General features: G+C 63.9%; 23 protein-coding genes and 2 pseudogenes. 16 read left to right on the top strand and 9 right to left on the bottom strand.

The features are described 5' to 3' along the window. Positions 1-4 precede the first annotated feature (4 nt). From LJX93_RS09870 to LJX93_RS09860, 3 genes are read right to left on the bottom strand one after another with little or no spacing between them, the layout of a single operon-like run. A complete protein-coding gene (locus LJX93_RS09870; protein WP_033696936.1) occupies positions 5-1,000 on the bottom strand; it encodes an ABC transporter permease in 996 nt (331 codons plus the stop codon). Beyond that, a complete protein-coding gene (locus tag LJX93_RS09865) occupies positions 997-2,550 on the bottom strand; it encodes a sugar ABC transporter ATP-binding protein (RefSeq protein WP_033696935.1) in 1,554 nt (517 codons plus the stop codon). Before LJX93_RS09865 ends, LJX93_RS09870 begins: the two co-directional genes overlap by 4 nt. Before the next feature lie 21 nt (positions 2,551-2,571). Further along, positions 2,572-3,528, bottom strand: coding sequence for a sugar ABC transporter substrate-binding protein (locus LJX93_RS09860; RefSeq protein ID WP_047581957.1), 957 nt, complete (start codon positions 3,526-3,528; stop codon positions 2,572-2,574). 392 nt (positions 3,529-3,920) lie between these two features. Between LJX93_RS09860 and LJX93_RS09855 the strand changes: the two genes are divergently transcribed. Further along, on the top strand, positions 3,921-5,009 hold the full coding sequence (locus LJX93_RS09855; RefSeq protein WP_033696933.1) for an asparaginase: 1,089 nt from the start codon (positions 3,921-3,923) through the stop codon (positions 5,007-5,009). A gap of 57 nt (positions 5,010-5,066) precedes the next feature. Here LJX93_RS09855 and hpaR read toward each other — a convergent pair whose 3' ends face one another. Then, complete coding sequence (gene hpaR / locus LJX93_RS09850; protein WP_033696931.1) at positions 5,067-5,489, bottom strand: homoprotocatechuate degradation operon regulator HpaR; 423 nt, start codon at positions 5,487-5,489, stop codon at positions 5,067-5,069. A 175-nt stretch (positions 5,490-5,664) separates the two neighbouring features. Further along, complete coding sequence (gene hpaA, locus LJX93_RS09845) at positions 5,665-6,570, bottom strand: 4-hydroxyphenylacetate catabolism regulatory protein HpaA (protein ID WP_033696929.1); 906 nt, start codon at positions 6,568-6,570, stop codon at positions 5,665-5,667. A 172-nt stretch (positions 6,571-6,742) separates the two neighbouring features. Between hpaA and LJX93_RS09840 the strand changes: the two genes are divergently transcribed. From LJX93_RS09840 to hpaI, 8 genes are all read left to right on the top strand, one after another. Continuing rightward, positions 6,743-7,402 (top strand): fumarylacetoacetate hydrolase family protein, encoded by a 660-nt coding sequence (locus tag LJX93_RS09840; protein WP_033696928.1) that lies wholly within the window; start codon positions 6,743-6,745, stop codon positions 7,400-7,402. Between the two features lie 11 nt (positions 7,403-7,413). Beyond that, on the top strand, positions 7,414-8,187 hold the full coding sequence (locus tag LJX93_RS09835) for a fumarylacetoacetate hydrolase family protein (protein WP_033696925.1): 774 nt from the start codon (positions 7,414-7,416) through the stop codon (positions 8,185-8,187). Next, a complete protein-coding gene (gene hpaE, locus LJX93_RS09830) occupies positions 8,184-9,644 on the top strand; it encodes a 5-carboxymethyl-2-hydroxymuconate semialdehyde dehydrogenase (protein WP_033696922.1) in 1,461 nt (486 codons plus the stop codon). Before LJX93_RS09835 ends, hpaE begins: the two co-directional genes overlap by 4 nt. Positions 9,645-9,713: 69 nt before the next feature. After that, positions 9,714-10,637, top strand: coding sequence for a 3,4-dihydroxyphenylacetate 2,3-dioxygenase (gene hpaD, locus LJX93_RS09825; RefSeq protein ID WP_033696920.1), 924 nt, complete (start codon positions 9,714-9,716; stop codon positions 10,635-10,637). A 59-nt stretch (positions 10,638-10,696) separates the two neighbouring features. Further along, positions 10,697-11,107 (top strand): 5-carboxymethyl-2-hydroxymuconate Delta-isomerase, encoded by a 411-nt coding sequence (locus tag LJX93_RS09820; protein WP_033696918.1) that lies wholly within the window; start codon positions 10,697-10,699, stop codon positions 11,105-11,107. A 49-nt stretch (positions 11,108-11,156) separates the two neighbouring features. After that, positions 11,157-12,464: an MFS transporter gene (locus LJX93_RS09815; RefSeq protein ID WP_033696916.1), complete on the top strand. Its 1,308-nt coding sequence runs from the start codon at positions 11,157-11,159 to the stop codon at positions 12,462-12,464. A 17-nt stretch (positions 12,465-12,481) separates the two neighbouring features. Then, complete coding sequence (gene hpaH, locus LJX93_RS09810) at positions 12,482-13,285, top strand: 2-oxo-hept-4-ene-1,7-dioate hydratase (protein WP_033696913.1); 804 nt, start codon at positions 12,482-12,484, stop codon at positions 13,283-13,285. 10 nt (positions 13,286-13,295) lie between these two features. Beyond that, positions 13,296-14,099: a 4-hydroxy-2-oxoheptanedioate aldolase gene (gene hpaI / locus LJX93_RS09805; RefSeq protein WP_047581952.1), complete on the top strand. Its 804-nt coding sequence runs from the start codon at positions 13,296-13,298 to the stop codon at positions 14,097-14,099. A gap of 131 nt (positions 14,100-14,230) precedes the next feature. Here hpaI and LJX93_RS09800 read toward each other — a convergent pair. The 3 genes and pseudogenes from LJX93_RS09800 to LJX93_RS09790 form a co-directional block, all read right to left on the bottom strand. Further along, a pseudogene (locus LJX93_RS09800) lies at positions 14,231-14,737 on the bottom strand (MarR family winged helix-turn-helix transcriptional regulator); the annotation flags it as partial. Then, positions 14,665-15,276 carry a DUF3156 family protein gene (locus LJX93_RS09795; RefSeq protein ID WP_227697101.1) on the bottom strand — a complete coding sequence of 204 codons (612 nt, stop codon included), beginning with the start codon at positions 15,274-15,276 and terminating at the stop codon, positions 14,665-14,667. The gene LJX93_RS09795 and the pseudogene LJX93_RS09800, both read right to left, overlap by 73 nt. After that, a complete protein-coding gene (locus tag LJX93_RS09790; protein ID WP_033696897.1) occupies positions 15,257-16,753 on the bottom strand; it encodes an APC family permease in 1,497 nt (498 codons plus the stop codon). Before LJX93_RS09790 ends, LJX93_RS09795 begins: the two co-directional genes overlap by 20 nt. A gap of 275 nt (positions 16,754-17,028) precedes the next feature. Here LJX93_RS09790 and LJX93_RS09785 point away from each other — a divergent pair, with 275 nt between their 5' ends. The 5 genes from LJX93_RS09785 (at position 17,029) to LJX93_RS09765 (ending at position 23,138) form a co-directional block, all read left to right on the top strand. Next, the gene (locus LJX93_RS09785; protein WP_095064272.1) at positions 17,029-18,516 is read left to right on the top strand and encodes an aldehyde dehydrogenase family protein; all 1,488 of its coding nucleotides are present in this window, start codon (positions 17,029-17,031) and stop codon (positions 18,514-18,516) included. Positions 18,517-18,704: 188 nt separating this feature from the next. Then, positions 18,705-20,015, top strand: coding sequence for a hypothetical protein (locus LJX93_RS09780; RefSeq protein WP_033696891.1), 1,311 nt, complete (start codon positions 18,705-18,707; stop codon positions 20,013-20,015). 185 nt (positions 20,016-20,200) lie between these two features. Beyond that, positions 20,201-21,340, top strand: coding sequence for a tyramine oxidase subunit B (locus LJX93_RS09775; protein WP_033696889.1), 1,140 nt, complete (start codon positions 20,201-20,203; stop codon positions 21,338-21,340). Between the two features lie 26 nt (positions 21,341-21,366). Continuing rightward, positions 21,367-21,789: a RidA family protein gene (locus LJX93_RS09770; RefSeq protein ID WP_227697099.1), complete on the top strand. Its 423-nt coding sequence runs from the start codon at positions 21,367-21,369 to the stop codon at positions 21,787-21,789. A 53-nt stretch (positions 21,790-21,842) separates the two neighbouring features. Continuing rightward, positions 21,843-23,138, top strand: coding sequence for an NAD(P)/FAD-dependent oxidoreductase (locus tag LJX93_RS09765; RefSeq protein ID WP_047581940.1), 1,296 nt, complete (start codon positions 21,843-21,845; stop codon positions 23,136-23,138). Positions 23,139-23,167: 29 nt separating this feature from the next. Here the strand turns inward: LJX93_RS09765 and LJX93_RS09760 are convergent, their stop codons facing one another. After that, complete coding sequence (locus LJX93_RS09760) at positions 23,168-25,291, bottom strand: TonB-dependent receptor family protein (RefSeq protein ID WP_371856421.1); 2,124 nt, start codon at positions 25,289-25,291, stop codon at positions 23,168-23,170. Positions 25,292-25,510: 219 nt separating this feature from the next. Between LJX93_RS09760 and LJX93_RS09755 the strand changes: the two genes are divergently transcribed. Together LJX93_RS09755 and LJX93_RS09750 are read left to right on the top strand one after the other, a co-directional pair. Then, positions 25,511-25,753, top strand: a complete 243-nt coding sequence (locus tag LJX93_RS09755) for a DUF1654 domain-containing protein (protein ID WP_033696884.1) — start codon at positions 25,511-25,513, stop codon at positions 25,751-25,753. 6 nt (positions 25,754-25,759) lie between these two features. Further along, positions 25,760-26,152, top strand: a pseudogene (locus LJX93_RS09750) (endonuclease); the annotation flags it as partial. Between the last annotated feature and the right edge of the window lie 95 nt (positions 26,153-26,247).

Below are 26,247 nucleotides of genomic sequence, written 5' to 3'. Positions count from 1 at the left end.
GTTTTCAGTTCCGCCGGCCTGCACGCCGGCTACGGTAAGTGTCGAGCACCACGGCGATGACGATCACCGCCCCGGTGATGATGCGTTTGGTGGGTTCCGACGCGCCGATCTGCGCAAGCCCTGCGGCCAGCACCGAGATGATCAGCACGCCAAAGAAGGTACTGATCACCGAGCCGCGCCCGCCCATCAGGCTGGTGCCACCGATTACCACGGCGGCGATCACCTGCAGCTCCAGGCCCGACCCGGCGTTGGGGTCGGCGGCTTCCAGGCGTGAGATCTGGAACAGCGCTGCCAGGCCGGCTAGCAGGCCCATCAGGGCGAACACCAGCACTTTGTAGGGGCGCGGGTCGATGCCGGCCAGGCGCACGGCCTCTTCATTGGTGCCGATACCGATCAAGTAGCGGCCGAACACCGTACGGGTCAGCACCAGGTGCGCCAGCACGATCACCAGCAAGGCGATGATGAAGGCCGGCGAGATGCCGAACGCGACCGGGTCGGAGAACCAGGCGTAGGCGTCGCCGATATAGGCAGTACGCGAGTCGGTGAACTGATAGGCCAGACCGCGCGCCATCTCCAGTACGCCGAGCGAGACAATGAACGACGGGATACGCCAGGCCACGGTGACGCCACCGGTGATGCTGCCAGCCAGGGCGGCCACGGCCATGCCGAGCAACGCCGAGGGCAGCACGCCCCAGCCCCAGCCGAGAATGGCCACGCTGACCGTGGAGGCCGCCAGCGCCAGCACCGAGCCGACCGACAGGTCGATGCCGCCGATGATCAGCACGAAGGTCATGCCGACCGCCAGTACCATCAGGTCGGGGATCTGATTGGCGAGGGTGCTGAAGGTGGCGTACGACCAGAAGTGGCTGCTGAGAAACGAGAACAGCACGATCATCGCCAATAAGGCGCCGGCCAGACCCAGGTAGGTGCCCAGGCCGAAATACGTGCCAGTGCGGCGCACGGGGGCGGCGCTTTGGCTGTCGAGGGGGGTGGTTTTCATGCATCCGTCCTGGGCGCTGCGTCATGCAGCAGTGCGTCACGTTTCTGATAGCCGGCAAAGGCGGCGGCAAGTAGCTGGTCCTGGCTCCAGTGGTCACGCTCGAACGTGTCGATCAGGCGGCCGGCCGACAGCACGGCAATGCGGTCGCAGATCAGCATCAGTTCGCGCAGGTCGCTGGACACCACCACCAGGGCCTTACCCTGCCGCGCCAGCTCAGCCAGCAGGCCGTAGATGTCGAATTTGGCGCCGACGTCGATGCCTCGGGTCGGCTCGTCAAACAGCAGCACCTGGCAATCACGCTCCAGCCAGCGGCCGATTACCACCTTTTGCTGGTTGCCGCCCGACAATTCACCCACGGCCTGGTGCGGGCCGGCGCTGCGGATGCGCATGGCCTGAATCTGGCGCTCGGCCAGGGCCCTTTCTGCCGCGCCGTCTAACACACCGGCACGCGATACCGCGCCGAGGTTGCCCAAGGCGATATTGGCGCCGATCGACTGGGTCAACAGCAGGCCCTCGCCTTTGCGGTCTTCGGTAATCAGGGCGATGCCGGCTTTTACCGCCGCCTTCGGTGAGTCGATCGTCACGGCCTGTGGCGGCTGGCCCAGCGCGATGCTGCCGCTGTCGGCGCGGTCGGCACCGTAGATCAGGCGCAGCAGCTCGGTGCGGCCGGCGCCGATCAGGCCGGAGATACCGAAGATCTCCCCTGCCCTGACCTGGAATGATACGTCGCGCACCTTGTCGCCGCGGCTGAGCCGATCGACCTGCAGCAAGGGCGCGCCAATCTCGCGGCGGCCCAGATCGATGTGTTCGCCCAGCTCGCGGCCGACCATCAGGTTGACCAACTCGGCGCTGCTGTAACGCTGGATCGGTTCGTCGCACACCAGCTTGCCGTCGCGCAGCACCACAATCCGCTGCGCCACGCGCTGCAATTCTTCAAGGCGATGGGAGATATAGACGATGGCCACGCCGCGCTGGCGCAGGCGCTCGATCTGGGTGAACAACAGCTCCACCTCGCGGGCGGTTAGCATGGCAGTGGGTTCGTCGAAGATCAGCACGTGGCAATCGCCGATCAGGTTACGGGCGATCTCGACCATCTGCTGATGGCCGATGCCCAGCTCGCCGACTGGCGTGTCCGGGTCGATGGCGTCCAGGCCGACCTGGGCCATGGCCGCCGTGGCCAGTTGGCGCAGGCGCTTGTGGCTGATCCAGCCGAAGCGGCTGGGCAGGTTGTCGAGGAACAGGTTTTCGGCCACGGTCAACGTCGCCAGCAGGTTGAGTTCCTGCATGACCATGCGCACACCGAGGCGCTCCGCCTCGCTGCGGCTGCCAGGTGCGTAGGCCTGGCCGCGGTAGGTCATGTGCCCGGTGGTGGGCACTTCCAGGCCACTGATGAGCTTGGACAAGGTGCTCTTGCCGGCGCCGTTCTCGCCCGTCAGGGCCAGCACTTCACCGGCCCGCAGGCTCAGGCAGACGTCACCGAGCACGGGCTGGGCGTAGGTCTTGCCCAGCCCGCTGGCGGCGAGCACCACTTCATTTGCCGTAGCAGGCATAGCCCTCTCTCCTGGCGGGTATCAGGGCTGGGTGATGAGTTCGACCGGGGTCTGGATGACGTTGTCGGCATCCACGCCCGGCTTCTCGCCGTTGATCATCTTCAGCGCCGCCTGGATACCGAACACCGCCTGCTGGCTGGCGGCCTGGTCGAGGGTGGCGAGCACGCGGCCATCCTCGAGCATCGGCTTAATGGCGTTGATGTTGTCGTAACCGACCACTTGTACCTTGCCGGCCTTGCCTGCCGCACGCACCGCCGACACTGCGCCCAAGGCCATACTGTCGTTACCGGCCAGCAGGGCCTTGAGCTCGGGGTATTCGTTGAGCATGGCGGCGGCGACGGCGCTGCCTTTGTCGATTTCCCAGTTGCCGGACTGCACCGCGACGATCTTCATCTGCGCAGCGTCCATGGCATCCTTGAAGCCTGCCGTGCGCTGCTGGGCGTTGGTGGTGGTCGACACGCCTTCGATGATGCCAACCTGGTCACCGGCCTTGAGCTTTTGCTGGGCCAGGTAGTCACCGACCATGCGTGCGCCCTTGCGGTTGTCGGGGCCGACGAAGGGCACGCTGATGCCTTTGCTCTTGAGCAACTCGGGGTCAAGGCGGTTGTCGATGTTGATCACCACCACGCCTTTGTCCATGGCTTTTTTAACCGCAGAAACCAGGGCCTTGGAGTCCGCCGGCGCAATCACCAGCGCCTTGACCCCCGAATTGACCATGTTCTCGACGATGCGGATCTGCTCGCCGGTGTCGGTTTCGTTCTTGATGCCGTTGGCGACCAGGTCGAAATCACTGGCGTGGGCTTTTTGGTAATCCTTGGCGCCGTCTTCCATGGTGCGGAAGAATTCGTTGGCCAGGGACTTCATCACCAGGGCGACTTTGGGTTTTTCTTCGGCGTGGGCCGCAGACAGCGGCAAGGCCAGGGACAGGGTGGAGACGACAGCGAGGGCCAGCAGACGACCGGGGAACGGCAGTTTCATGGACGATGACTCCGAATCTTGTGTTTTTTATCGGATCGCAAACGTTTGCGTTGACTCACTATGGAAACAGGACCTGGTTTTGTCAAATCCGTTTGGCTGGCTGGGCCTGAGTCACGCCCTGGGGCAGAGTATCCGGAATTTATCCGAAAAACCGAACAGGTTTTCCTATGCTTGTTCGGGTTCCCGAATTAAACCTGATGTTTGTAGGAGCGGCCTTGCGTCGCGAAAGGGCCGCATAGCGGCCCCGGGATATCCGCAGCGACGCATAAATTCGGGGCCCTTTCGCGACGCAAGGCCGCTCCTACCACAAGCCGCATCTAGGCTGGTACGAAACATGCCTAGCGTTAGTTGCACTTCAGCAATCGCCTCATTAGGAAGAGAGAACAATAACTATGAATGCTGCACTTAAAACCTTCGCCCCCAGCGCACTCGCTCTGCTGCTGATCCTGCCGACCACGGCTTCGGCCAAGGAAGCCGAAACCCAACAGAAACTGGCCAACGTGGTCATCCTCGCCACCGGCGGCACCATTGCCGGTGCGGGCGCCAGCGCGGCCAACAGTGCCACCTACCAGGCCGCCAAGCTTGGCGTCGACAAGCTGATCGCCGGCGTACCGGAGCTGGCAGACCTCGCCAATGTGCGCGGCGAACAGGTGATGCAGATCGCCTCCGAGAGCATCACCAACGAAGACCTGCTGAAACTGGGCAAGCGCGTCGCCGAACTGGCCGAGAGCAACGACGTCGACGGGATCGTCATCACCCACGGTACCGACACCCTGGAAGAGACCGCCTACTTCCTCAACCTGGTAGAGAAGACCGACAAGCCCATCGTGGTGGTCGGCTCGATGCGCCCCGGTACCGCCATGTCGGCAGACGGCATGCTCAACCTGTACAACGCCGTGGCCGTGGCCAGCGACAAGCAGTCGCGCGGCAAAGGCGTACTGGTGACCATGAACGATGAAATCCAGTCCGGCCGCGATGTCAGCAAGTCGGTCAACATCAAGACCGAAGCGTTCAAGAGCGCCTGGGGCCCAATGGGCATGGTGGTGGAAGGCAAATCCTACTGGTTCCGCCTGCCGGCCAAGCGCCACACGGTCAATTCGGAATTCGACATCAAGCAGATCAGCAGCCTGCCTGCCGTGGACATCGCCTACGGCTACGGCAACGTGACCGACACCGCCTACAAGGCACTGGCGCAGAACGGCGCCAAGGCGATCATCCATGCCGGTACCGGCAATGGCTCGGTGTCGTCGCGGGTAGTGCCGGCGCTGCAAGAGCTGCGCAAGAACGGCGTGCAGATCATCCGTTCGTCCCACGTCAACCAGGGCGGTTTCGTGCTGCGTAACGCCGAGCAGCCTGACGACAAGAACGACTGGGTCGTGGCCCACGACCTCAACCCGCAAAAAGCCCGCATCCTGGCCATGGTGGCAATGACCAAGACCCAGGACAGCAAAGAGCTGCAGCGTATCTTCTGGGAATACTGAGTGCTGTAGCAGCAAGGCCGGTGCGCTGCCTGCGCCGGCCCTTCCCTTCAGCCAAGCCTACGGCGCAACGCGCTTGAGCTCATTCAGCAAGCCCATCAGTTGCTCCAGCTTGTCTTCGCCGAACTGCTGCTGGATCTTGCGGTAGTTGGCCTCCATACCCTCGCGCATCGACTCGAAGCAGGCCTCGCCACGCTCGGTCAGGCTCACGAACATGCGCCGCTGGTCCTGGGCGGCCTTTTGCCGGCGCACCAGGCCGTCGCGTTCAAGCCGGCTCAATACCCCGGTCATGCTCGGCTTGAGAATGCAAGCCAGGTGCGCAAGCTGGTAGCTTTCCAGCTCGCCCTGCTGGCTGAGGATACGGATGACTCGCCACTGTTGTTCGGTCAGGTCATGTTCGTTCAGCAATGGCCTGAAAAATGCCATCGCAGCCTCCCTGGCCTGCAGCAGGCTCAGCGTCAGCGAGGGTTGAGTCTTGGTCATGTTGGCGCCTGTGATAGGAGTACAACGGGCAAGATTAGGGGCATAGGCGAAAAGGGACAAGGCACCTGGAAAGTGCAATCTGTTCCATGGAAAACCCATTCAAGGCCAAGGGGCAAGCTGCGACCATCCGGATCAAACACTCACAACCCGATCCGGGCGTACCGACGTGGCCATATCACTGCAACTGGGCTTGCCGCTGGCGGTATTCGCCGGGCGTGAGCTTGGCGTAACGGTTGAAGAACCGGCTGAAATAGGCCGGGTCCTTGAAGCCCAGCTGGTAGCAGATTTCGTTTGCCGTGCTGCCGGAAAACAACAGCAGGCGCTTGGCCTCCTGCATCAGCCGCTCAAGCACCAGGCGTTTGGACGGCAAGTCGGCAATACGCCGGCACACATCGTTAAGGCGTGCTTCGGTCACGCCGATCTGTTGTGCGTACTGCGCCAGCGGCCAATGCTCAAGGTAGTGCGCCTCGATCAGCGCATTGAAGCGGTGGAAAATTTTCAGGTCTTCATGCCGGGCCGGCGTCGACTCCAGCGAGTTGGGGCACAGCCGCAGCAAGCTGACCATGATCAGCCGGGTCAGCGACTGCAGTGCCGCCTCGCGCCCCGGGTGGGGGCTGGCAAACTCATCGCTGAGCGCATCCAGCCAGCGCTCCAGCCGGCGCGCCTCGGCCTTGTACGCGGCCGGCACGTTGCCCAGGGCAACGCAGGCAGGCTGTACCTGCACCCCCGCCGGCAGCAGGCTGGCGTCCGCTTCGATCAATTGCCAGACCAGCTGCTGACGCACCGTCAGCACATGGCCGTCGCTGTCCGCCTCGGTGACGAAGGCGTGCGCCACCGTCGGCGGCGTCAGGAAGAACATCGGCCCCGACTCGATGTACTGCTGATCGTCCAGGTACACCCGCACCGTGCCGGACTTCACGTAATGCACCTGAAAAAACCGGTCGTGACGGTGCACGGGCATGTTGCGCCCGAAGAACCCGGCAAGGTTACCCAGCCGGTCGTAATGCACCTCGCTGTCACTGTAGCGCTGGTCGTAGACCTGGCCGATGTTGATGTTCGGAATCGGATGCCGATCGCTCATGCCTGCTTACCCGCAAATCGCTTGACCGTGTTGACGTTCACCCATGGTGCCCCGGCTGCCCGGCAGATACCACTGACGGATGTGTTGACCTTCGTTAACATATTAACTATAACATTAACACGTTAACAATCTCGGCAGAGCGACTATCGCCCTGCACCGCCTGGAGAAAAGCATGAGCCATGCCCTGCATGACGTTGCGACCGGCACCCTGTTCGGCGTTGCGCTGAACTACCAGGGTCTGCTGCAGCAGCACGAAGCGGCGTTTCACGAAGCGCCCTACAAACAACCGCCCGTCAAGCCGGTGCTGTTCATCAAGACGCCCAACACCCGCAATCACCATGAGGGCAATGTGCTGTACCCGGCCGGTGTCGAGCGCCTGCAACCGGGCCCTGCGCTGGGCGTGGTGATCGGCAAGGACGCCAGCCGGGTCAGCGCCGAAGACGCACTCGCCTATGTGGCGGGCTACACCATCGTCAACGAAATCAGCCTGCCTGAAACCAGCTACTACCGCCCTGCGGTCAAGGCCAAGTGCCGCGATGGCTTCTGCCCGGTCGGCCCCGAGCTGGTGCCTGCGGCCCAGGTCGCCAACCCGGACGCCCTCGGCCTGCGCCTGTGGGTCAACGGTGAACTGCGCCAGCACAACACCACCGCCAACTGCGTGCGCACAGTGGCCCAGTTGATCGCCGAACTCAGCGAATTCATGACCCTGCATGCAGGCGACATCCTGATCACCGGCACCCCCGAAGGCCGCGTCGATGTGCAGCCGGGCGATCGCGTCGAGGTCGAGATCGACGGCCTGGGCAAGCTCACCAACCACATCGTCGCCGAATGAGGACTCACCCTGTGAAACACGCCCGTATCCAGTTCGACGGCCAAGCCCACACCGTCACCGTCGAAGACGAGCACCTGCGTCTGGCCGATGGCCGTCTGGTGCATGAAGACCAGGTGACCTGGTTGCCGCCGGCCACCGGCAGCATGTTCGCCCTTGGCCTGAACTACGCCGACCACGCTGCCGAGCTTGCCTTCTCGCCGCCCACCGAGCCATTGGCGTTCATCAAGTCACCCGGCACCTACACCGGCCACAAGCAGGTCACCTGGCGCCCAGACAACGTCGCCTACATGCACTACGAGTGCGAGTTGGTCGCGGTCATCGGTAAAGCGGCGAAGAACGTCAAGCGCGAGGACGCCCTGGGCTACGTTGCCGGCTACACCGTTTGCAACGACTACGCCATCCGCGACTACCTGGAGAACTACTACCGCCCCAACCTACGGGTGAAGAACCGCGACGCCACCACCCCGGTCGGCCCGTGGATCGTCGACGCCGCCGACGTGCCGGATGTAAGCAACCTGAAACTGCGCACCTGGATCAACGGCGAGCTGAAGCAGGAAGGCAGCACCTCGGACATGATCTTCGACATCCCCTACCTGATCGAATACTTCTCCAGCTTCATGACCCTGCAACCTGGCGACATGATCGCCACCGGCACCCCAGAGGGCCTGGCCGACGTGGTGCCGGGCGATGAAGTGGTGGTGGAGGTAGAAGGCGTCGGTCGCCTGGTCAACCGTATCGTCAGCGAAGCTGACTTCTTCAAGAACAACAAGGCATCAGCAGCATGATCAAGCACTGGATCAACGGCCGTGAGGTCGAGAGCAAAGACACCTTCGTCAACTACAACCCGGCCACCGGCGATGCCATCTGCGAAGTCGCCAGCGGCGGTGCCGAGGAAGTGGCCCAGGCGGTTGCTGCGGCCAAGGAAGCCTTCCCCAAATGGGCCAACACCCCAGCCAAGGAACGCGCCCGCCTGATGCGCAAGCTGGGTGAGCTGATCGAGCAGAACGTGCCGAAACTGGCCGAGCTGGAAACCCTCGATACCGGCCTGCCGATCCACCAGACCAAGAACGTACTAATCCCGCGTGCCTCGCACAACTTCGACTTCTTCGCCGAAGTGTGCACGCGCATGGACGGCCACAGCTACCCGGTCGACGACCAGATGCTCAACTACACCCTGTACCAGCCGGTGGGTGTCTGCGCCCTGGTGTCGCCGTGGAACGTGCCGTTCATGACCGCCACCTGGAAGACCGCACCGTGCCTGGCGCTGGGCAACACTGCGGTGCTGAAGATGAGCGAGCTGTCGCCGCTGACCGCCAATGAACTCGGCCGCCTGGCCGTTGAAGCCGGCATCCCCAACGGTGTGCTCAACGTGATCCAAGGCTATGGCGCCACTGCCGGCGATGCGCTGGTGCGTCACCCGGACGTGCGGGCGATTTCGTTCACCGGCGGCACCGCCACCGGCAAGAAGATCATGCAGACCGCAGGCCTGAAGAAGTACTCGATGGAGCTGGGCGGCAAGTCACCGGTGCTGATCTTCGAGGATGCCGACCTAGAGCGCGCCCTGGACGCGGCCTTGTTCACCATCTTCTCGCTGAACGGCGAACGCTGCACCGCCGGCAGCCGCATCTTCATCCAGGAAAGCGTGTACTCGCAGTTCGTGGCCGAGTTCGCTGCCCGCGCCAAGCGCCTGATCGTCGGTGACCCGACCGACCTAAAAACCCAAGTCGGCTCGATGATCACCCAGCAGCACTACGACAAGGTCACCGGCTACATCCGCATCGGTATCGAGGAAGGCGCACGCCTGGTCGCAGGCGGCCTGGAGCGCCCGGCCAACCTGCCAGCGCACCTGGCCAAGGGGCAGTTCATCCAGCCGACCGTGTTCGCCGACGTGAACAACAGCATGCGCATCGCCCAGGAAGAAATCTTCGGCCCGGTGGTGTGCCTGATCCCGTTCAAGGACGAGGCCCAAGCGCTGCAGCTGGCCAACGACACCGAGTACGGCCTGGCCTCCTACATCTGGACCCAGGACATCGGCAAGGCCCACCGCCTGGCGCGCGGCATCGAAGCCGGCATGGTGTTCATCAATAGCCAGAACGTACGTGACCTGCGCCAACCGTTCGGTGGTGTGAAAGGCTCCGGCACCGGTCGCGAAGGCGGGCAATACAGCTTCGAAGTGTTCGCCGAGATCAAGAACGTGTGCATTTCCATGGGCAGCCACCACATCCCGCGCTGGGGCGTGTGATCATCCTCCTGCAGCGCCGAGCAAACCCGCCCCGGCGCTGCGGGACTTACAAGAATAAGGAGTCTGATCATGGGTAAAGTGGCGCTCGCAGCCAAAATCACTCACGTGCCCAGCATGTACCTGTCCGAGCTGCCTGGCCCGCGTCAGGGCTTTCGGCAAGCCGCCATCGACGGGCACTACGAGATCAGCCGACGCTGCCGTGAGCTGGGGGTCGACACGATTGTGGTGTTCGACACCCACTGGCTGGTCAATGCCAACTACCACATCCTCTGTGGTGAGCACTTCAAGGGGGTCTACACCTCCAATGAACTGCCGCACTTCATCAGCAACATGGCGTACGAGTTCCCGGGCAACAAGGACCTGGGGCTGATCCTGGCCGAAGCGTGCAACCGCTTCAACGTCGAGACCATGGCCCACCACGCCACCACCCTGGGCCCGGAGTACGGCACCCTGGTACCGATGCGCTACATGAACCAGGACCAGCACTTCAAAGTGGTCTCGGTCTCGGCGCTGTGCACCTCCCACTACCTGGCCGACAGTGCGCGCCTCGGCTGGGCCATGCGCAAGGCCGTGGAAGACCACTACGACGGCACCGTGGCGTTCCTGGCCAGCGGTTCGCTGTCCCACCGCTTCGCGCAGAACGGCCAGGCGCCGGACTTCGCCACCAAGGTGTGGAGCCCATTCCTGGAAACCCTGGACCACCGCGTGGTGAAGATGTGGGAAAACGCCGAATGGGAGGACTTCTGCGGCATGCTCCCCGAATACGCTGCCAAGGGCCACGGCGAAGGGTTCATGCATGACACCGCGATGCTGCTCGGCGCATTGGGCTGGTCGAAGTACGACGGCAAGGCCGACGTGGTAACGCCCTACTTCGGCTCGTCGGGCACCGGCCAGATCAACGCGATCTTCCCGGTCACCCCCCAGGATGGTTCGGCCATTCCCGCCGCACAGGCCGCCAACCCGGCCGCTGTGCTTTCCACCAGCCGCCTGTGACCCCGCTGCCTGGCCGCCCTGCCCGGCGGCCAGGCATTCCTGCCCTGAGGATGCCCTTCATGCCACACCTGGTTCTGCTCTACACCCCCGACCTGGAAGCCGACGCCGACATCCCGGCCCTGTGCCGCGCCCTGGCCGACACCATGCTTGAACAACGCGATGCCGCCGGCAAGGCGGTATTCCCCACCGGCGGTACGCGCGTGCTGGCCTACCCCGCCGCCCACTGCGCGGTAGCCGATGGCAACGGCGACTATGGCTTCCTGTACGCCAACCTGCGGATGGGCAGCGGCCGCGCTGCCGAGGTTCACAAAACGGTGGGCGACAGCCTGCTGCAAGTGCTCAAACAACACCTGGACGGGCTGCTGCAGCAACGCCCGATCGGCATCACCGTGCAGATCGACGAGAGCACCGCGCAGGTCTACGACGCCAAGCACAGCACCCTGCACCCGCTGTTCAACACGCCGGCCTGAAGCCACGGCCAGCCCCTCTCAACGTCTCATCCACTACAAGTACAAGAATATGAGCACACTGGAGCACGCCTCGCGCAGCACGGCGCAAGCCACACTCATCGACAGTACACACCGGGCCATCACCTGGCGGCTGATGCCGCTGCTGCTGGTGTGTTACCTGTTCGCCCACCTGGACCGCATCAACATCGGCTTCGCCAAGATGCAGATGAGCCAGGACCTGCACCTGTCCGACACGGTCTACGGGCTGGGCGCCGGGCTGTTTTTCATTGCCTACGCGCTGTTCGCCGTGCCCAGCAACCTGATGCTCGAACGCTTCGGCCCACGGCGCTGGATCGCCAGCCTGATGGTGGTGTGGGGCGCGCTGTCGACCTGCATGCTGCTGATCGAGAGCAGCAGCGCGTTCTACCTGCTGCGCTTCGCCCTGGGCGCGGCCGAAGCCGGGTTCTTCCCAGGCATTCTGGTGTACCTCAACCGTTGGTACCCGGCCGGCCGCCGGGCGCAGATCACCGCGCTGTTCGCCATCGCCGTGCCGCTGGCGGGGGTGGTCGGCGGGCCGCTGTCTGGCGGTATTCTGGCGTTCATGCATGACGCTGCGGGCCTGCGTGGCTGGCAGTGGATGTTCCTGCTCGAAGGCGCACCGGTCATCCTGCTTGGCCTGGTGGTGCTGGCCACCCTGCCGGAACGCTTCGAGCAGGTGAACTGGCTCGACGCGCAGCAAAAAGCCGCCCTGCGCGCTCAGTTCGGTCAGGAAGAACAGCGCAAGCCGGTTACCTCGTTCGCCGGCATCCTCGCCAGCCCTGCGCTGTGGTTGCTGGTGGCGGTGTACAGCGCGGTGATGCTGGCGGTGAACACCTTGGCATTCTGGATGCCCAGCCTGATCCACACCGCCGGCATCGCCAGCGACGCCAGTGTCGGCCTGCTCAGCGCCGTGCCGTACCTGGCCGGCTGCGTGTTCATGCTGGCCTGCGGGCGCTCGTCCGACCGCCACCGCGAGCGCCGCTGGCACTTGTCCATCCCGCTGTTGATGGCCGCTGCCGGTATCGCGATCGCCGCCCTTGCGCCCTCTCAGCCGCTGCCGGTATTGGCCGGCCTGGTACTGGCAGGCATGGGTGCGAGCGCCGCCCTGCCGATGTTCTGGCAACTGCCCCCGGCGTTTCTCAATGACCGCACCCAGGCGGCTGGCATTGCCCTGATCAGCTCGCTGGGCAGCATCGCCTCGTTCGCCACACCGTACTTCATCGGCTGGGTCCGCGACACCACGCAAAGCGCCAGCCTTGCGCTGTATGTGCTCGCCACTTTCATCACCCTCGGCGGCCTGCTGGTGCTGCGCACCCGCGCCGCCATCGTCAACCCTTGAACGCAGAGACTCTGACAATGCTTGATAACGCTTTCATCCAACAGGCGGCCGAGCGCCTCGACCAGGCCGAGCGCACGCGCGAACAGGTGCGCCAGTTCTCGCTCGACCAACCCGCTATCACTATCGAAGATGCCTACGCCATCCAGCGCGCCTGGGTCGCCAAGAAGATCGCGGCCGGGCGCAAGCTGGTCGGCCACAAGATCGGCCTGACCTCACGCGCCATGCAGGTGTCGTCGAACATCACCGAGCCTGACTACGGCGCCCTGCTGGACGACATGCTGTTCGATGAAGGCACCGACATCCCCTTCGAGCGGTTCATCGTGCCGCGCGTCGAAGTGGAGCTGGCCTTCATTCTCGGCAAGCCGCTCAAGGGCCCGAATGTCACGGTGTTCGATGTACTGGACGCCACCGAGTGGGTGATCCCTGCGCTTGAGATCATCGACGCCCGTATCCAGCAGGTCGACCCGCAGACCCAGGCCACACGCAAGGTGTTCGACACCATTTCCGACAACGCCGCCAATGCGGGCGTGGTGATGGGCGGGCGCGCCGTGCGCCCCACCGAGATCGACCTGCGCAAGGTGCCAGCCGTGCTGTACCGCAACGGTGTGATCGAGGAGTCCGGGGTCAGCGCTGCGGTGCTCAACCACCCGGCCAAGGGCGTCGCCTGGCTGGCCAACAAGCTGGCCGCGTATGACGTCACGCTGCAGCCGGGGCAGATCATCCTGGGCGGCTCCTTCACGCGCCCGGTGGCCGCACGGCCGGGCGACACCTTCCACGTCGACTACGACCAACTCGGCTCGATTGCCTGCCGTTTCGTCTGAGGACTTGCCCATGGACATGCCCGTCAACCGTTTCAAACAACGCCTGCGCAGTGGCGAGGCGCAGATCGGCCTGTGGCTCGGCCTGGCCGATGCATACTGCGCGGAGCTTGCCGCCAACGCCGGCTTCGACTGGCTGTTGATCGACGGTGAGCACGCACCCAACGACCTGCGCAGCATGCTCGCGCAGTTGCAGGCGGTGGCGCCTTACGCCAGCCAGGCGGTGATCCGCCCGGTGATTGGCGATACCGCGCTGATCAAGCAAGTGCTGGATATCGGCGCGCAGACTTTGCTGGTGCCGATGGTGGAAAGCGCCGCGCAGGCGCGCCAGCTGGTGCAGGCCATGCATTACCCACCCAAGGGCATACGCGGGGTGGGCAGCGCGCTGGCGCGGGCGTCACGCTGGAACAGCATCCCCGGCTACCTCGACCAGGCTGATGCGCAAATGTGTTTGCTGGTGCAGATCGAGAACATGGAAGGGCTGGCCAACCTGGATGAGATCGTGGCGGTCGAGGGTGTCGATGGCGTGTTCATCGGCCCGGCCGACCTGAGCGCCGCCATGGGCCATCGGGGTAACCCTGGGCATCCTGAAGTGCAAGCGGCCATCGAGGACGCGATCGTGCGTATCGGCCAGGCGGGCAAGGCGGCGGGGATCCTCAGCGCGGACCAGACGCTGGCACGGCGCTACATGGCGTTGGGCGCGGCGTTTGTGGCGGTGGGGGTGGATACCACGGTGCTGATGCGTGGGCTCACGGCGTTGGCGGGGGCGTTCAAGGGGGGGGCGGCTGCGGTCGGTGATGGGGGCGGCGTTTACTGACAACCTTTGGGGGGCGCTTTGCGCCCCTTTCGCGACGCAAGGCCGCTCCTACCATCAGAGCCATGCGCTGTGCCTGTAGGAGCGGCCTTGCGTCGCGAAAGGGCCGCAACGCGGCCCCAGTCTGCAATGCCCTACCCCTGGATGATCGCCCTCAACACCGTCTTGAAGGTGTCCATCTGCTCATCGCTGAACTGCCCAAACACCTTGTCCTGTTGCTCCCTGGCAATGGTCCAGAGCATCTCGGTCTCGTCCACACCTTTGACCGAAAGCCGCACACGGCCCTCCTCATTAGCAATCAACCCCTTGCGCTTGAGGTTGGCGACCGCTTCCTCGATTTCCCGGGCCGGCATCGCCACTTCACGCTGCAGGTCGTTCAGGCCTAGCCCGGCATCGTTCTCCAGCACCATCAGCATCCGCGCTTCGCTGGTACGCAGGCCGGTGCTCAGTTGGCGTGGCTGATAGTCACCCTGGTAGGCCCGCAACGCCTGGGTCATCAGGTAGTACAGGTTGTGCTGCAGGCGGCCCTGGAAGTGGCTGCTCGGCGCCTGGCCCTCGGCACGCTGGGTCATGCGGGTATGGGGCAGCACCATCGAGTAGGCCCCCTGGTGGTACAGCAACGGCGAGCGGCCGAAGTCATCAGGTGCGCCCGCTGCGGCGGGCTGATCTGGATGTAGCGCCGGAACGCCGGCATGCGGTTGACCACTTCGCTGCCGCCCATGTGTTCCAGGGTCAGCCACCAGTGGCCATCGCGGCATTCCAGGGCCAGGCGCTTGAAATCCAGCGGCATGAGCGCAGCGGTCAGTTGCGCATTGCTCAGCAGCAGGTCACGTGCCTGGATGAAGCGCGCCTTGTCACCGCTGCGGTACACGCAGGCCAGGCCCGTACGACGGATTGCACCAGCGTGACGCAATTCAAGCCTCACCTCGCCCCCTTGCAGGGCAGGCAGGCACAGGTGGAATTCGCAGGTCACCACGTGCATCAGCAAGTGCGCCTCGACGCACTCGCGCACCTCGGCACGCCAGCCTTGGGCGGGGTTGTCGAGCACCGCGCGGGCGGGTTCCAGCAGGTGCATCTGTACCTGCCCCAGGTTACGCGACAGCAGCCCCAGCGTAGCCCCTGGCCGGTAACCGGTTGGGGCACGCGGCGCCAGCAGGCGCTCACGCAAATGTCTGATCATGCTGCATGTGCTCCACTGCAGGGCCCGGCTCTGCCGCGAATTCTTGTGCCAGTACATCCTCGACCCGCGCCGGCTTGAACGGGTTGACCTTCTGTACGCACAGCGTCCAGAACAGCGCATAGGTCGCGGTGCCGGCCAGCATGATGGCGAACGGCACGTAGATATCGGCCGGGTTCATGCCCGGTGGGGTGATGAACGCCATGCCGATGACGATGCCGCTGCTGGAGAGGATCTGCGGCAGCGGGAACAACGGCGAGCGGTAGGCACGTGGCAGGTCCGGACGACGGATGCGCAGGATCACCACCGACAACGTCACCAGCAGGTAAGCGGTGCTCCAGGCACACACCGCCGCCAGTACCAGGTGCAGGATGTTGTCCGGGTTGCCCCCCAGGTACCAGGCGTGCAGGCACGGGATCAACGCAACCACCAGAATGCACAGCAAAGGCGTCTTGAAGCGCGGATGCAGGTAGCTGAAAGCCTTGGGCAGTGCACCATCCACCGCCATGCCGTAGAGGATGCGCGGCACCCCGGCCATCAAGGTGTTGATGGTGGCAGCGCCGGCAAACAGAAAGCCGATACCCAGCCACACCGGGCCGATATCGCCCATCACCTGCTCGGCAAAACGCGGGATGGCCATAGGCGTGTCGAGCAGGTGCACACCGCTGGCGGCATCGAGCACGACGTTTTCCACCTGGCGCTTCATCGCTGCGCCGTAGATGAACATGCAGCTGGCCACGCCAAACAAACCCAACGCCATGGCCCGCGGCAACACCCAGGCCGAACGGCGCAGTTCCGGCGCCAGCGGGGTGACGAACTCACACCCGACGAACATGAACATGGCCATACCGATCAGCGAGAGGATGGTCATCAGGTCGGTGCCGACCAGCGAAGCGCCGAACGGCCCTTCCAGCTCAACCGCCGGCGCAGCGATCAGGCCGAGCACGCCAAACACCATCAGCGTGGTCCACATGCCGAAGGTCAGGATCACCTCGGCGCGGCTGAAGGCACTGACGCCAAAAGCATTGAGCACCGCGAATGCCAACACGAAGAACACGCCGAGCAGCCACGAGCCACCTGCGGACTCCGCCAGGGTATTGAGGTGCTCGAAGTTCACCAGGGCCATGACGCCAGACAGAATGGTCTCGGCGGTACCGGCGAACACGTGCACGATCAGGTAGGCCGACAAGGTGCCGGTGATGGCGAAGAACCGGCCCATGCCGCAGTTGATGTAGTCGTACACCGACCCTGTGGTCGGCAGTATCGCCGCCGCCTCGGCGAAGGTGGTCGACTGCGCCAGCATCATCAATGCCGCGATGACCATGGCCATGGCGAAGGCACTGCCGCCAATGCCAAAGCCCATGGTCGCGGTAAGGATCACCGGGCTGGCCATGATCAGCCCGACGGTGCTGGCCAGCGCCGTGGGGAACCCGACAGTGCCCCGGTTGAGATGCTCGGTGAGCTTATTGTTGAGTGACATCGTTATGCCCCGGCTTGTTTTTGTGGCGTTGAACGCGGCAAGCGAACCTGCACGCACGGCTGTTGTTTGCCTCCCTGCGCTGCCACTGTGCGCCGCAGCCGGCAGGGCGTCTTGCCCATGGCTGCCGTGGCCCTTGTTGCTGCCTGCCAATGCCATCACGCCTGGCAGGCAGCGTCATGCCGGCGTCAGGGAGATGCAAGATCAACACCGTGCACGCTCACTATGCTCGACGCTTTGGCGGCCTGCCGGGCCGCGTCTCTGCCTCAGGAGCCTGCATGAGCGACATTACCCTTATTCCCGCGGTCACCGCATTCATGGCCCGACAACATGGCGTGTTCATTCACGGCCAACACCTGGCCAGCCAATCGTCTGCGACCCTTGCGGTGGTCAACCCGGCCGATGGCGAAACCATCGCCCGCATCGCCGACGCCAACCAGGCCGATGTGGAGCATGCCGTGAGCTCGGCCCGCCAGGGCTTCACCACGTGGTCGCGCACCAGCCCCGCCGCCCGCGCCGCCGTGCTGTTCAAACTGGCCGACCTGCTGGAAGCCAACCGCGAAGAACTGGCCCAGCTCGAAACCTTGCAGTCGGGCAAGCTGATCGGTATCTCGCGCGCTTTCGAAGTCGAGCAGGCCGCGCACTTCTTGCGCTATTACGCAGGCTGGGCCACCAAGATCACCGGCCAGACCATCACCCCGTCCCTGCCCTCGTTCGCCGGTGAGCGCTACAGTGCATTCACCCTGCGCGAACCGATCGGCGTGGTCGTGGGCATCGTGCCGTGGAACTTCGCCACCATGATCGCCATCTGGAAACTCGCGTCGGCCCTGACCACCGGCTGCAGTATCGTCCTCAAGCCCAGCGAGTTCACGCCCCTGACGCTGCTGCGCATCGCCGAACTGGCCAGCCAGGCCGGCCTGCCGCCGGGCGCGCTCAACGTGCTGACCGGTGGCGGCCTGGTGGGCAAGGCATTGATCGAGCACCCCGGCACCGACAAGGTCTCGTTCACAGGCTCGGTGCCTACCGGCATCGCCGTCGGCCAGGCCGCCATGGGCGCCAAGCTGACCCGGGCGACTCTGGAGCTGGGTGGCAAGAACTCAGTGGCATTCCTGCCTGACGTGGCGCTCGACAAGGCCGTCGATGGCATCATCGAGGCAGGCTTCCTGCACTCAGGGCAAATCTGCGCAGCGGGTGAGCGCTTCTTCGTCCACCGCTCGCGCATCGACCCGCTGCTCGATGCGCTGTCCCAGCGCCTGAGCCAGCTGAAGGTCGGCTCCCCCCTGGATGAGGCCACCCAGTTCGGCCCAGTGGCCAACAAGCCGCACCAGCAGAAATTGGCCGAGCTGTTCGCCACCGCGCGCGCCGAGGGCAGCCAGATCATCCATGGCGGGCAGATTGGCGAGGGCCCGGGCTGCTTCGTCGAACCGACGGTGATCCTTGCCAAGGCCGCCAGCGACACCTTGCTGAACCAGGAAACCTTCGGCCCGGTGGCGACCTTCCTGCCTTACGACGACGAAGACGAACTGCTGCACCTGATGAACGCGACGCCTTATGGCCTGAGCGCCAGCCTATGGACCAACGACCTGGGCAAGGCCATGCGCCTGGTGCCGGAAATCCAGGCCGGCACCTTGTGGGTCAACATGCACACCCTGCTCGACCCGGCCGTGCCGTTTGGCGGTATCAAGGCGTCCGGCATCGGCCGCGAGTTCGGCTCGGCGTTCATCGATGACTTCACCGAGCTCAAGTCGGTGATGATCCGTTACTGAATAGGCCAATCGAACAGGCCTGGCCAAGGCGTGCAAACGCCTTGGCAGCCACGAACAAGACCCCACCCTGCCATCCACGCGCTAATAGGCCGTCGCAGCCAACCGCGACGGCGCCTCGTCCCCACACGGGTGCCCCCGAAAAACAAAGGCCGCCTTGCAAGGTGCCGAGAACAATCGAGGGAAGTGCAATGTTCAAACCGCAACGGCTGTCCGCCCTGGCCTTGGCCACCTTACTGGCCAGCCAGGCCGCGCCGGCCTACGAGCTTTACGCCGACGACGACAGCCACTTGAATGCCGACATGCTCGCGGTGTGGGGCATGTTCAACAGCCGCAAGAACTATGACGGCACCCCCGGTGGCTCGACCTGGCGCGAGGGCTTCATCAAGTATGGCGTTAGCGGCGATCAGGGCCTGGCCGGCAACGGCAGCCTTTATGGCGCCTTGAACTGGGTCAGTTCCGCCACCTGGGGCGATGGCGATGCCGCAGGCAATACCGATGGCTCCGAACGCACCACCAAGATCGAAGACGCCTACCTGGGCTGGCGTTCGGGCGATCTGCTGCCCTGGCTGGGCAAGGATGGCGTGGATATCTCCGCAGGGCGCCAGGTGGTGCGCCTGGGTAGTGGCTTCTTGATCAACGACGACGGGCCCAACCTGGGCAACGGCGTGGCGGATGGCACCCTGGACCGCGGCGGTGCCTACTACCTGGCGGCGCGCCATGCCTTCGACCGCACCGCCGTGCTGCGCCTGGGCGGGCAGGATGGCCTGCATGGCAGCCTGCTGTGGCTCAAGTCCGACAACCGCGCACAGGCCGAGACCGAACTGGCCGCAGGCACGCTGGACTACACCCATGCCCTGGGCACCTTGGGGCTGACCTGGGTGCACGGCATCGACGTGACCGACCAATGGGCCAGCGCCTTCCAGAAGGCGCGTGAGGGCATGGATGTCTACAGCTTGCGGGGCGAAGGCAGCGCCGGCATCGACAACGCCAGCTTCGCCTTCGAATACGCGTGGCAAGACAAGCAAGGCGGCCCGGAAAAAGCCTGGTACCTGCAGGCCGGCTACACCTTCGCCGACCTGCCCTGGGCACCCCAGGTGACCTACCGTTACACGCGCTACTCGGCAGGCTGGGATTCGCTGTTCAGTGGCCTGTCCAGTGGCTATGGCACCTGGTTCCAGGGTGAGGTCGCCGCCAACTACGCCGGCCCGTTCAACAGCAACACCGGCATTCACCATGTTGGCGTGAAGGCTACCCCGCTGGAAAACCTCACGGTCGGTGCGCTGTATTTCGACTTCGATACCGTGCGCACCCGCGACAGCCTCAACCTCGATGCCAGGGAGCTCGACCTGTACCTGGAATGGGCGGTCAACGAGCACCTGGTCATCAGCCCGCTGGTCGGCCTGTATCAGCCACGCAAGGGCGAAAGCAACGGCGGCAACCAGGTGGGTGGCAACGGCACCAACGTCTACAGCCAGCTGACCATCGCGGTGCCCTTCTAGGCCCTGATGGCAGTCACCGTCTTGCCAATACGCCGATGGCACGGCAGGTCAAAACGGCTGGCACGCAGGCACAAGACGCCCTGCCAGCCGTTAGCGAAACTGGCCGCACGTGTTAGCGCCAGCCCACAACAACAAAACCCGATGACGCCGTCGTCCCTGACAACGGCCGCCCTGCGAGACCCGCCATGACCCTCGATACCCGAATTGACTTCATCTACTTGTCCGAGCAGGACATGATCCGCGCCGGCGTGACCGACATGCCCGCTTGTGTCGACACCATGGAAGCGATGTTCAACCTGCTCTACCAGGGCGACTACCGCATGGCCGGCCCGAACAACGATTCCCACGGCGCGATGATCACGTTCCCCGAACAGTCGCCCTTCCCGCACATGCCCAAGCCCACCGCAGACCGTCGCATGATGGCCATGCCCGCCTACCTGGGCGGCAGCTTCCGCACCGCAGGCGCCAAATGGTATGGCTCGAACATCGCCAACCGGGAAAAGGGCCTGCCGCGCTCCATCCTGATGTTCACCCTCAACGACGCCGACACTGGCGCGCCCCTGGCGCACATGTCGGCCAACCTGCTGTCGGCGTACCGCACCGGCGCCATCCCCGGTGTTGGCGCGCGCCACCTGGCCCGCAAGGACGCCAAGGTCATCGGCCTGGCCGGGCCAGGTGTGATGGGCAAGACCACGGTCGCCGCGTTCATGGCCGTGTGCCCGCTGATCGACACGATCAAGATCAAAGGCCGTGGCCAGAAGAACCTCGATGAGTTCGTGGCCTGGGTCAAGGCCACCTTCCCGCAGATCACGCGCATCCAGGTCGTGCAAACCCTGGAAGAGGTGGTGCGTGATGCCGACCTGGTCAGCTATTGCAGCTCGGGCGAAGTCGGCGACCCCAGCACCTACCCGCTGGTACGCCGCGAATGGGTCAAGCCCGGCGCGTTTCTGGCGATGCCCGCCCCCTGCAGCATCGATGCAGGCATGGAGCGTTCGGACGTGCGCAAGGTGGTGGACAACACCGGGCTGTACGAAGCGTGGTTCGACGAACTGCCCAAGCCTGCGCACAACCATGTGCCGCTGGTAGGCGTGCGCTTCATGGACATGATCGCCGAAGGCACGCTCGACGCCGCGCAGGTCGAAGACATCGGCAAGATCATCAGCGGTGATGCGCCAGGGCGTCTGAACGACGATGAAATCATCATCATGTCGGTGGGCGGCATGCCCGTGGAAGACGTCGCCTGGGGCACCGTGGTGTACCGCAACGCTGTCGAGAAAGGCATCGGCGTAAAGCTCAACCTCTGGGAAAAACCCGTCCTCAGCTGACCCTCCTCACCTCAAAAGGCTCCCCCATGACGCACATCACCAAACTGAAAACCGGCTCCAAATTCGAAGACATGGCCAGCTACTCCCGCCTGGTGGCGGTAGACAACTGGATCTACGTGTCCAACACTGCCGGCCGCAACCCGCAGACCCAGATCATCCCCGAAGACGTGATCGAACAGACTCATCAGGTGTTCGCCAACATCGAAGCCGCGCTGGCGGCCGTCGACGCTGGGCTGGGCGATGTGATCAGCTCGCGCGTGTTCATCCAGGACCCAAACGATGTTCCCAAGGTCATGGACGTGATCGGCGAGAAATTCAGGGGCGTCGACCCGGCCACCACCGTCACCTGCCCGCCGCTGGGGTCGACCGTGTACAAGGTCGAGCTGGAAGTGACGGCGTACCGGGGTGCCTCCCGCGCGCAGGTCTCGTTGATCCGGCTGGGCCAGTGACCTGCCCGCCTTGAACCCGCCACGTTCTGTTCACACTGCCGCCGAGTGAAGCCATGTCCCCCGTCATCGATCCTGTGCACACCAGTACCACCCACCCTCAGGCCACCAGCGTGGTGATCATCGGCGCTGGCATCATCGGCCTGACCGCAGCCCTGACCCTGGCCGAGCGCAACATCCCGGTGGTGGTGCTGGAGAAGGGCCGCCTGGCGGGCGAGCAGTCGTCGCGCAACCTTGGCTGGGTGCGCAAGACCAACCGCCATGCGCACGACATTCCGCTGGCCCTGGCCGCCGATCGGCTGTGGGCGAAGATGCCAGAACGGGTTGGCTGCGATGTCGGCTACCGGCAAGCCGGTATCATGTTCATTGGCCGTAACGACACGCAAATGGGCATGCACGAGAGCTGGCTGAAGAGCATCGAGCACCTTGGCCTGGACTCTCGCCTGCTCAGCAGCAAAGAGATTGCCAACCGGGTGCCCGGTGGCCGTGCCGAATGGGCCGGGGGCATCTACACCGCCTCCGACGCCCGCGCGGAGCCAACCCTGGCAGCCAGCGCCATTGCCCGGGCGGCGATCGCCAAAGGCGCAGTGATCGTGGAAAACTGCGCCGTGCGCACATTGGTCACCGCCGCCGGCAGGGTCAGCGGCGTGGTCACCGAACAAGGCGAGATCCGCTGCGAGCAGGTGCTGCTGGCCGGGGGCATGTGGTCACGCAAGTTTCTCGGCAACCTCGATATCGACCTGCCAACCTTGCCGCTGACCTGTTCCGTGCTGCGTACCCACCCGCTGCAAGGCCCGACCGACATCGCCGTGGGCGCACCGGACTTTTCGTTTCGCAAACACAAGGATGGCGGCTACATCATCACCCAACGCGGCGCGCTCGATGCGTTCCTGACCTGGGACCATGTGCTGCTGGGCAGGCGCTACCTGCCGCAATTGCGGGCGCAACGTGATTTTTTGCGCATCAGTTTCGGCAAGTATTTCTTCAAGGACCTGGCCCTGGCCCGGCACTGGAAGGCCTCGCAAGTCACGCCCTTCGAACGCGTCAGGGTTCAGGACCCGCAGGCCAACACCGCTCTCAATGACGAAGCCCTGCGTAACCTCAAGGCGGCCTGGCCGGTCTTCGAGCAGGCACAGATCGCCGCAGCCTGGGCCGGCACCATCGACGTCACCCCCGACTCCAACCCGGTCATCGGGCCGGTGCCGGCCCTACCCGGCCTGACCCTGGCCACCGGCTTTTCCGGCCATGGCTTCGGCACCTCGCCGGCTGCCGGCCAACTGGCCGCAGACCTGGTTTCGCAAGCGCCACCGCTGATCGATCCAAGCCCTTATCGGTTCGAACGCTTCGCCTGAACCCTCAGCGGATATAGCACCGCATCACATCAGCGGAACTGATACTCCAACCCTGCCCCGGCATACCACGAGCGCCCAGGCGCAGCTTCGTAGTAACGCGAGTTGCTGTCGCCCACGATCACCGACCCCACGTACTGCCGGTCAAGCAGGTTATCCAAGCGGATCAGCTGATGAAACGTCCAAGGCCCGACGTGCTGCTCAAAGCGCGTTCGCCAGTTGAACACGGCATAGGCAGGCGCCGGCTTGGCGTTGTTGCTGTCCTCCACATACACTTTGCTGCGGTATTGCCCTTCAACCCCCATGCTGACGAACGTCGCAGGCTTCCATACCAGCTCGCCATACAGGTTGTTCAGCGGTACCCCAGGCAGCCGGTTACCGCTGTCGATAGTCTGCGTGCCTTGGGCAAAATCTTCGGCATAGCGGGCATCGGTGCGGGTGTAGACCACGGTGGTTTGCCACTGATCGCTCAGGTCACTGTGCAGGCTCGCCTCGAAACCGCGGCGCAAGGTTCGCCCAGCGTTTCGATAGCTAGTGCGGCCTTCGGTGGAGCGGTCCACGACGATTTCATCATCGGTGTGGATTTCGTAGACCGCTGCGTTGATCCGGGTGCGCTCACCGAGCCGGTATTTCACGCCCAGTTCATACTGGGTACTGGTGGCAGGCTTGAGCCCGAAATTGAAGCTTTCGACCAGGCCGGGCGCGTAAGCCATCTCGGCCTGGGTCGGGGTCTCGAAACCCTTGCCGACACTCACGTAACCACGCAAGTCGGCAGTGAACGCGTACATCACTGACAGCGATGGCGTGTTCTGCTGATATTTCTTCTTGCCACTGGCGTCGCCATTGGCCAGGTAGTGGTCATCGACGCGCATTTGCATGGTGCTGTGGCGCACGCCGAGCTGGGTGGTCCAGTCGCCGATTTCCCAATGCGCCTGGATGTATGGGTCCAGGCTGGTGGCGGTGTCTTGCTCGTCACGGCGCAACTCGCCTTTGACGCCTAGCGTGTCGCCGCTGAAATTCTGGTAGCCGCGGCGGTCATCCTTGCTCTGGTCGTAGTCCGCGCCCACCGTGACGGTCAGGTTGCCGGGTGCGGCGGTAACCGGTTGTATCCAGCGCAAGGTGCCACCGTGGAACTCACGGTCGAAGTCGACGACCCCACCGCCACGCTGGTTGTTGGAGGCCACCGTCTTGGGGATGGACAGGTACTGAATGACGCTGCGCTGCCCCGCATAGAGATTGAACTGCAACGTGGCATCGCCAAAATAGCGCTCGTAGTTCATGCCCAACTGCTGGTGGTCGATGCTTTTGCGGGTGTTGTAGGTTTCAGCCACTGTCGCGGTGGAGCGCGGGTCGTGCTGGTAAGCGCTCCAGGTCTGCCCCAACGGGTCTTGCGTGTTGTTTTGCTCAAGGCTGCTGTAGATCAGTGCCAGGCGTGAATCGGCGTCTGGCCTGACGTGCACCTTGGCGAAGGTCTGGTCGCGGCGGGCAGCGCTGTGGTCACGGTAACCGTCGGTGTCCATGCGCGAGGCATCGAGCACAAAGCCGGCCGTCTCGTTACCGCCCTCGGCCGACAGGTGATTCTTGTTGAAACCGTCGCTGCCGAAGGTGGTTTCGGCCCCGACCCTGGCAGGCCCCTGCCCGTCCCGGCTGAACATCTGGATGACGCCGCCGGCGTTGCTCCCGTAAAGGGTCGCGGCCGGGCCACGCAGTACTTCGATACGGTCGGCCACATCCAGGTTCAGCGAGGCCGCCTGCCCCTGCCCGTCCGGGGTACTGGCCGGAATGCCGTCGCTGAGCAGCTTCAGGCCACGAATGCCGAAGGCCGAGCGTGCGCCGTAACCCCGCGAAGACACCTGCAGGTCTTGCGCGTAGTTCTGCCGGTTCTGCACCACCAGGCCAGGCACCTTGGTCAGCACTTCCGACAAGTTGACGCCCAACTGGCCGTCATTGCCCTGTGAAAGGTCGACGGTATCGATCGAAAAAGGCAAGTCGAAACTACCGGTTGGCGCATAGGCGCCGGTGACCACCACAGGGTCGGTGATCAGCACATCGGTTGCCTCGCTGCCGGCATGGCTCAAGGGGCTCATGCTACCGGTCAGCAACAGGGCCAGGCCTGTGCGCAAGTGGGCAGGTCGATGCAAAGGGAGTGGGTACATGTGAAGCTTCCTGAAACTTGCGCCTGACCCGTTGCGGGCCACGCCCAAGGCGTCGCTGCTGTGGCCATGCACAGCGCGCGCGAATGATGGCGGAGGGGTGATGGGCTGAATGGTATCAATCCTTCTCCTCAGTCACACACTCTTTCGCCTCACAGGCAGTTGCGAATTTACTTACAGTGAAATACTGTATGCACATACAGCAAAAACAAGGAAATGCCTGTGGCCAGCACCTCCTCAGCAACGCCGAGCAGCTATGAACAACTGGGTGTCCGTATCCAGAAGATCATCAACAGCCAATCCGCCCAGCGCAACCGCGCCGCGCTGATCTTCCGCCTGGAGCAGGAATCCCCGGACGACTGGGAAACCCTGCTTGAGGAAATCGCCGAAAACGACAACGTCACACTCGCCCATCGCGACGACGGTGGCGTGCAGATTTTCTGGACCGTGCCCAAGGAAGACTGACCGCGCATGAGAGTTTCGCTTTTCGCTGCAATCTGCCTGCTGTTGGCCACCCCGCTTGCCCAAGCCGATGCCCCGCGCACCTTCCAGGAGGCCAAGAAAGTCGCCTGGAAGCTGTACGCGCCCCAGTCGACGGAGTTTTATTGCGGCTGCAAATATAAAGGCAACAAGGTCGACCTTGCCTCTTGCGGTTATGCCCCGCGCAAGAATGCGCAACGGGCTTCGCGCATCGAATGGGAGCACATCGTGCCGGCCTGGCACATTGGCCACCAGCGCCAGTGCTGGCAGGCCGGAGGGCGCAAACAATGCTCGCAACAGGATGAGGTGTACAAACGCGCCGAGGCCGACCTGCACAACCTGGTGCCCAGCATTGGCGAGGTTTATCCGAGAGAGTCCCATTTTTCAGGAAACGTTGACAATCTTTCACCGGGTGCATTGACAGCGACATAACCTACTGATTAGCTTGACTATAAGAAGCAAATGGTGCTTCACGAGGT

This window comes from Pseudomonas sp. HN2-3 (assembly GCF_020691745.1).
GTDB lineage: Bacteria > Pseudomonadota > Gammaproteobacteria > Pseudomonadales > Pseudomonadaceae > Aquipseudomonas > Aquipseudomonas capeferrum.
This window is presented reverse-complemented; position numbering and strand designations above follow the sequence as displayed.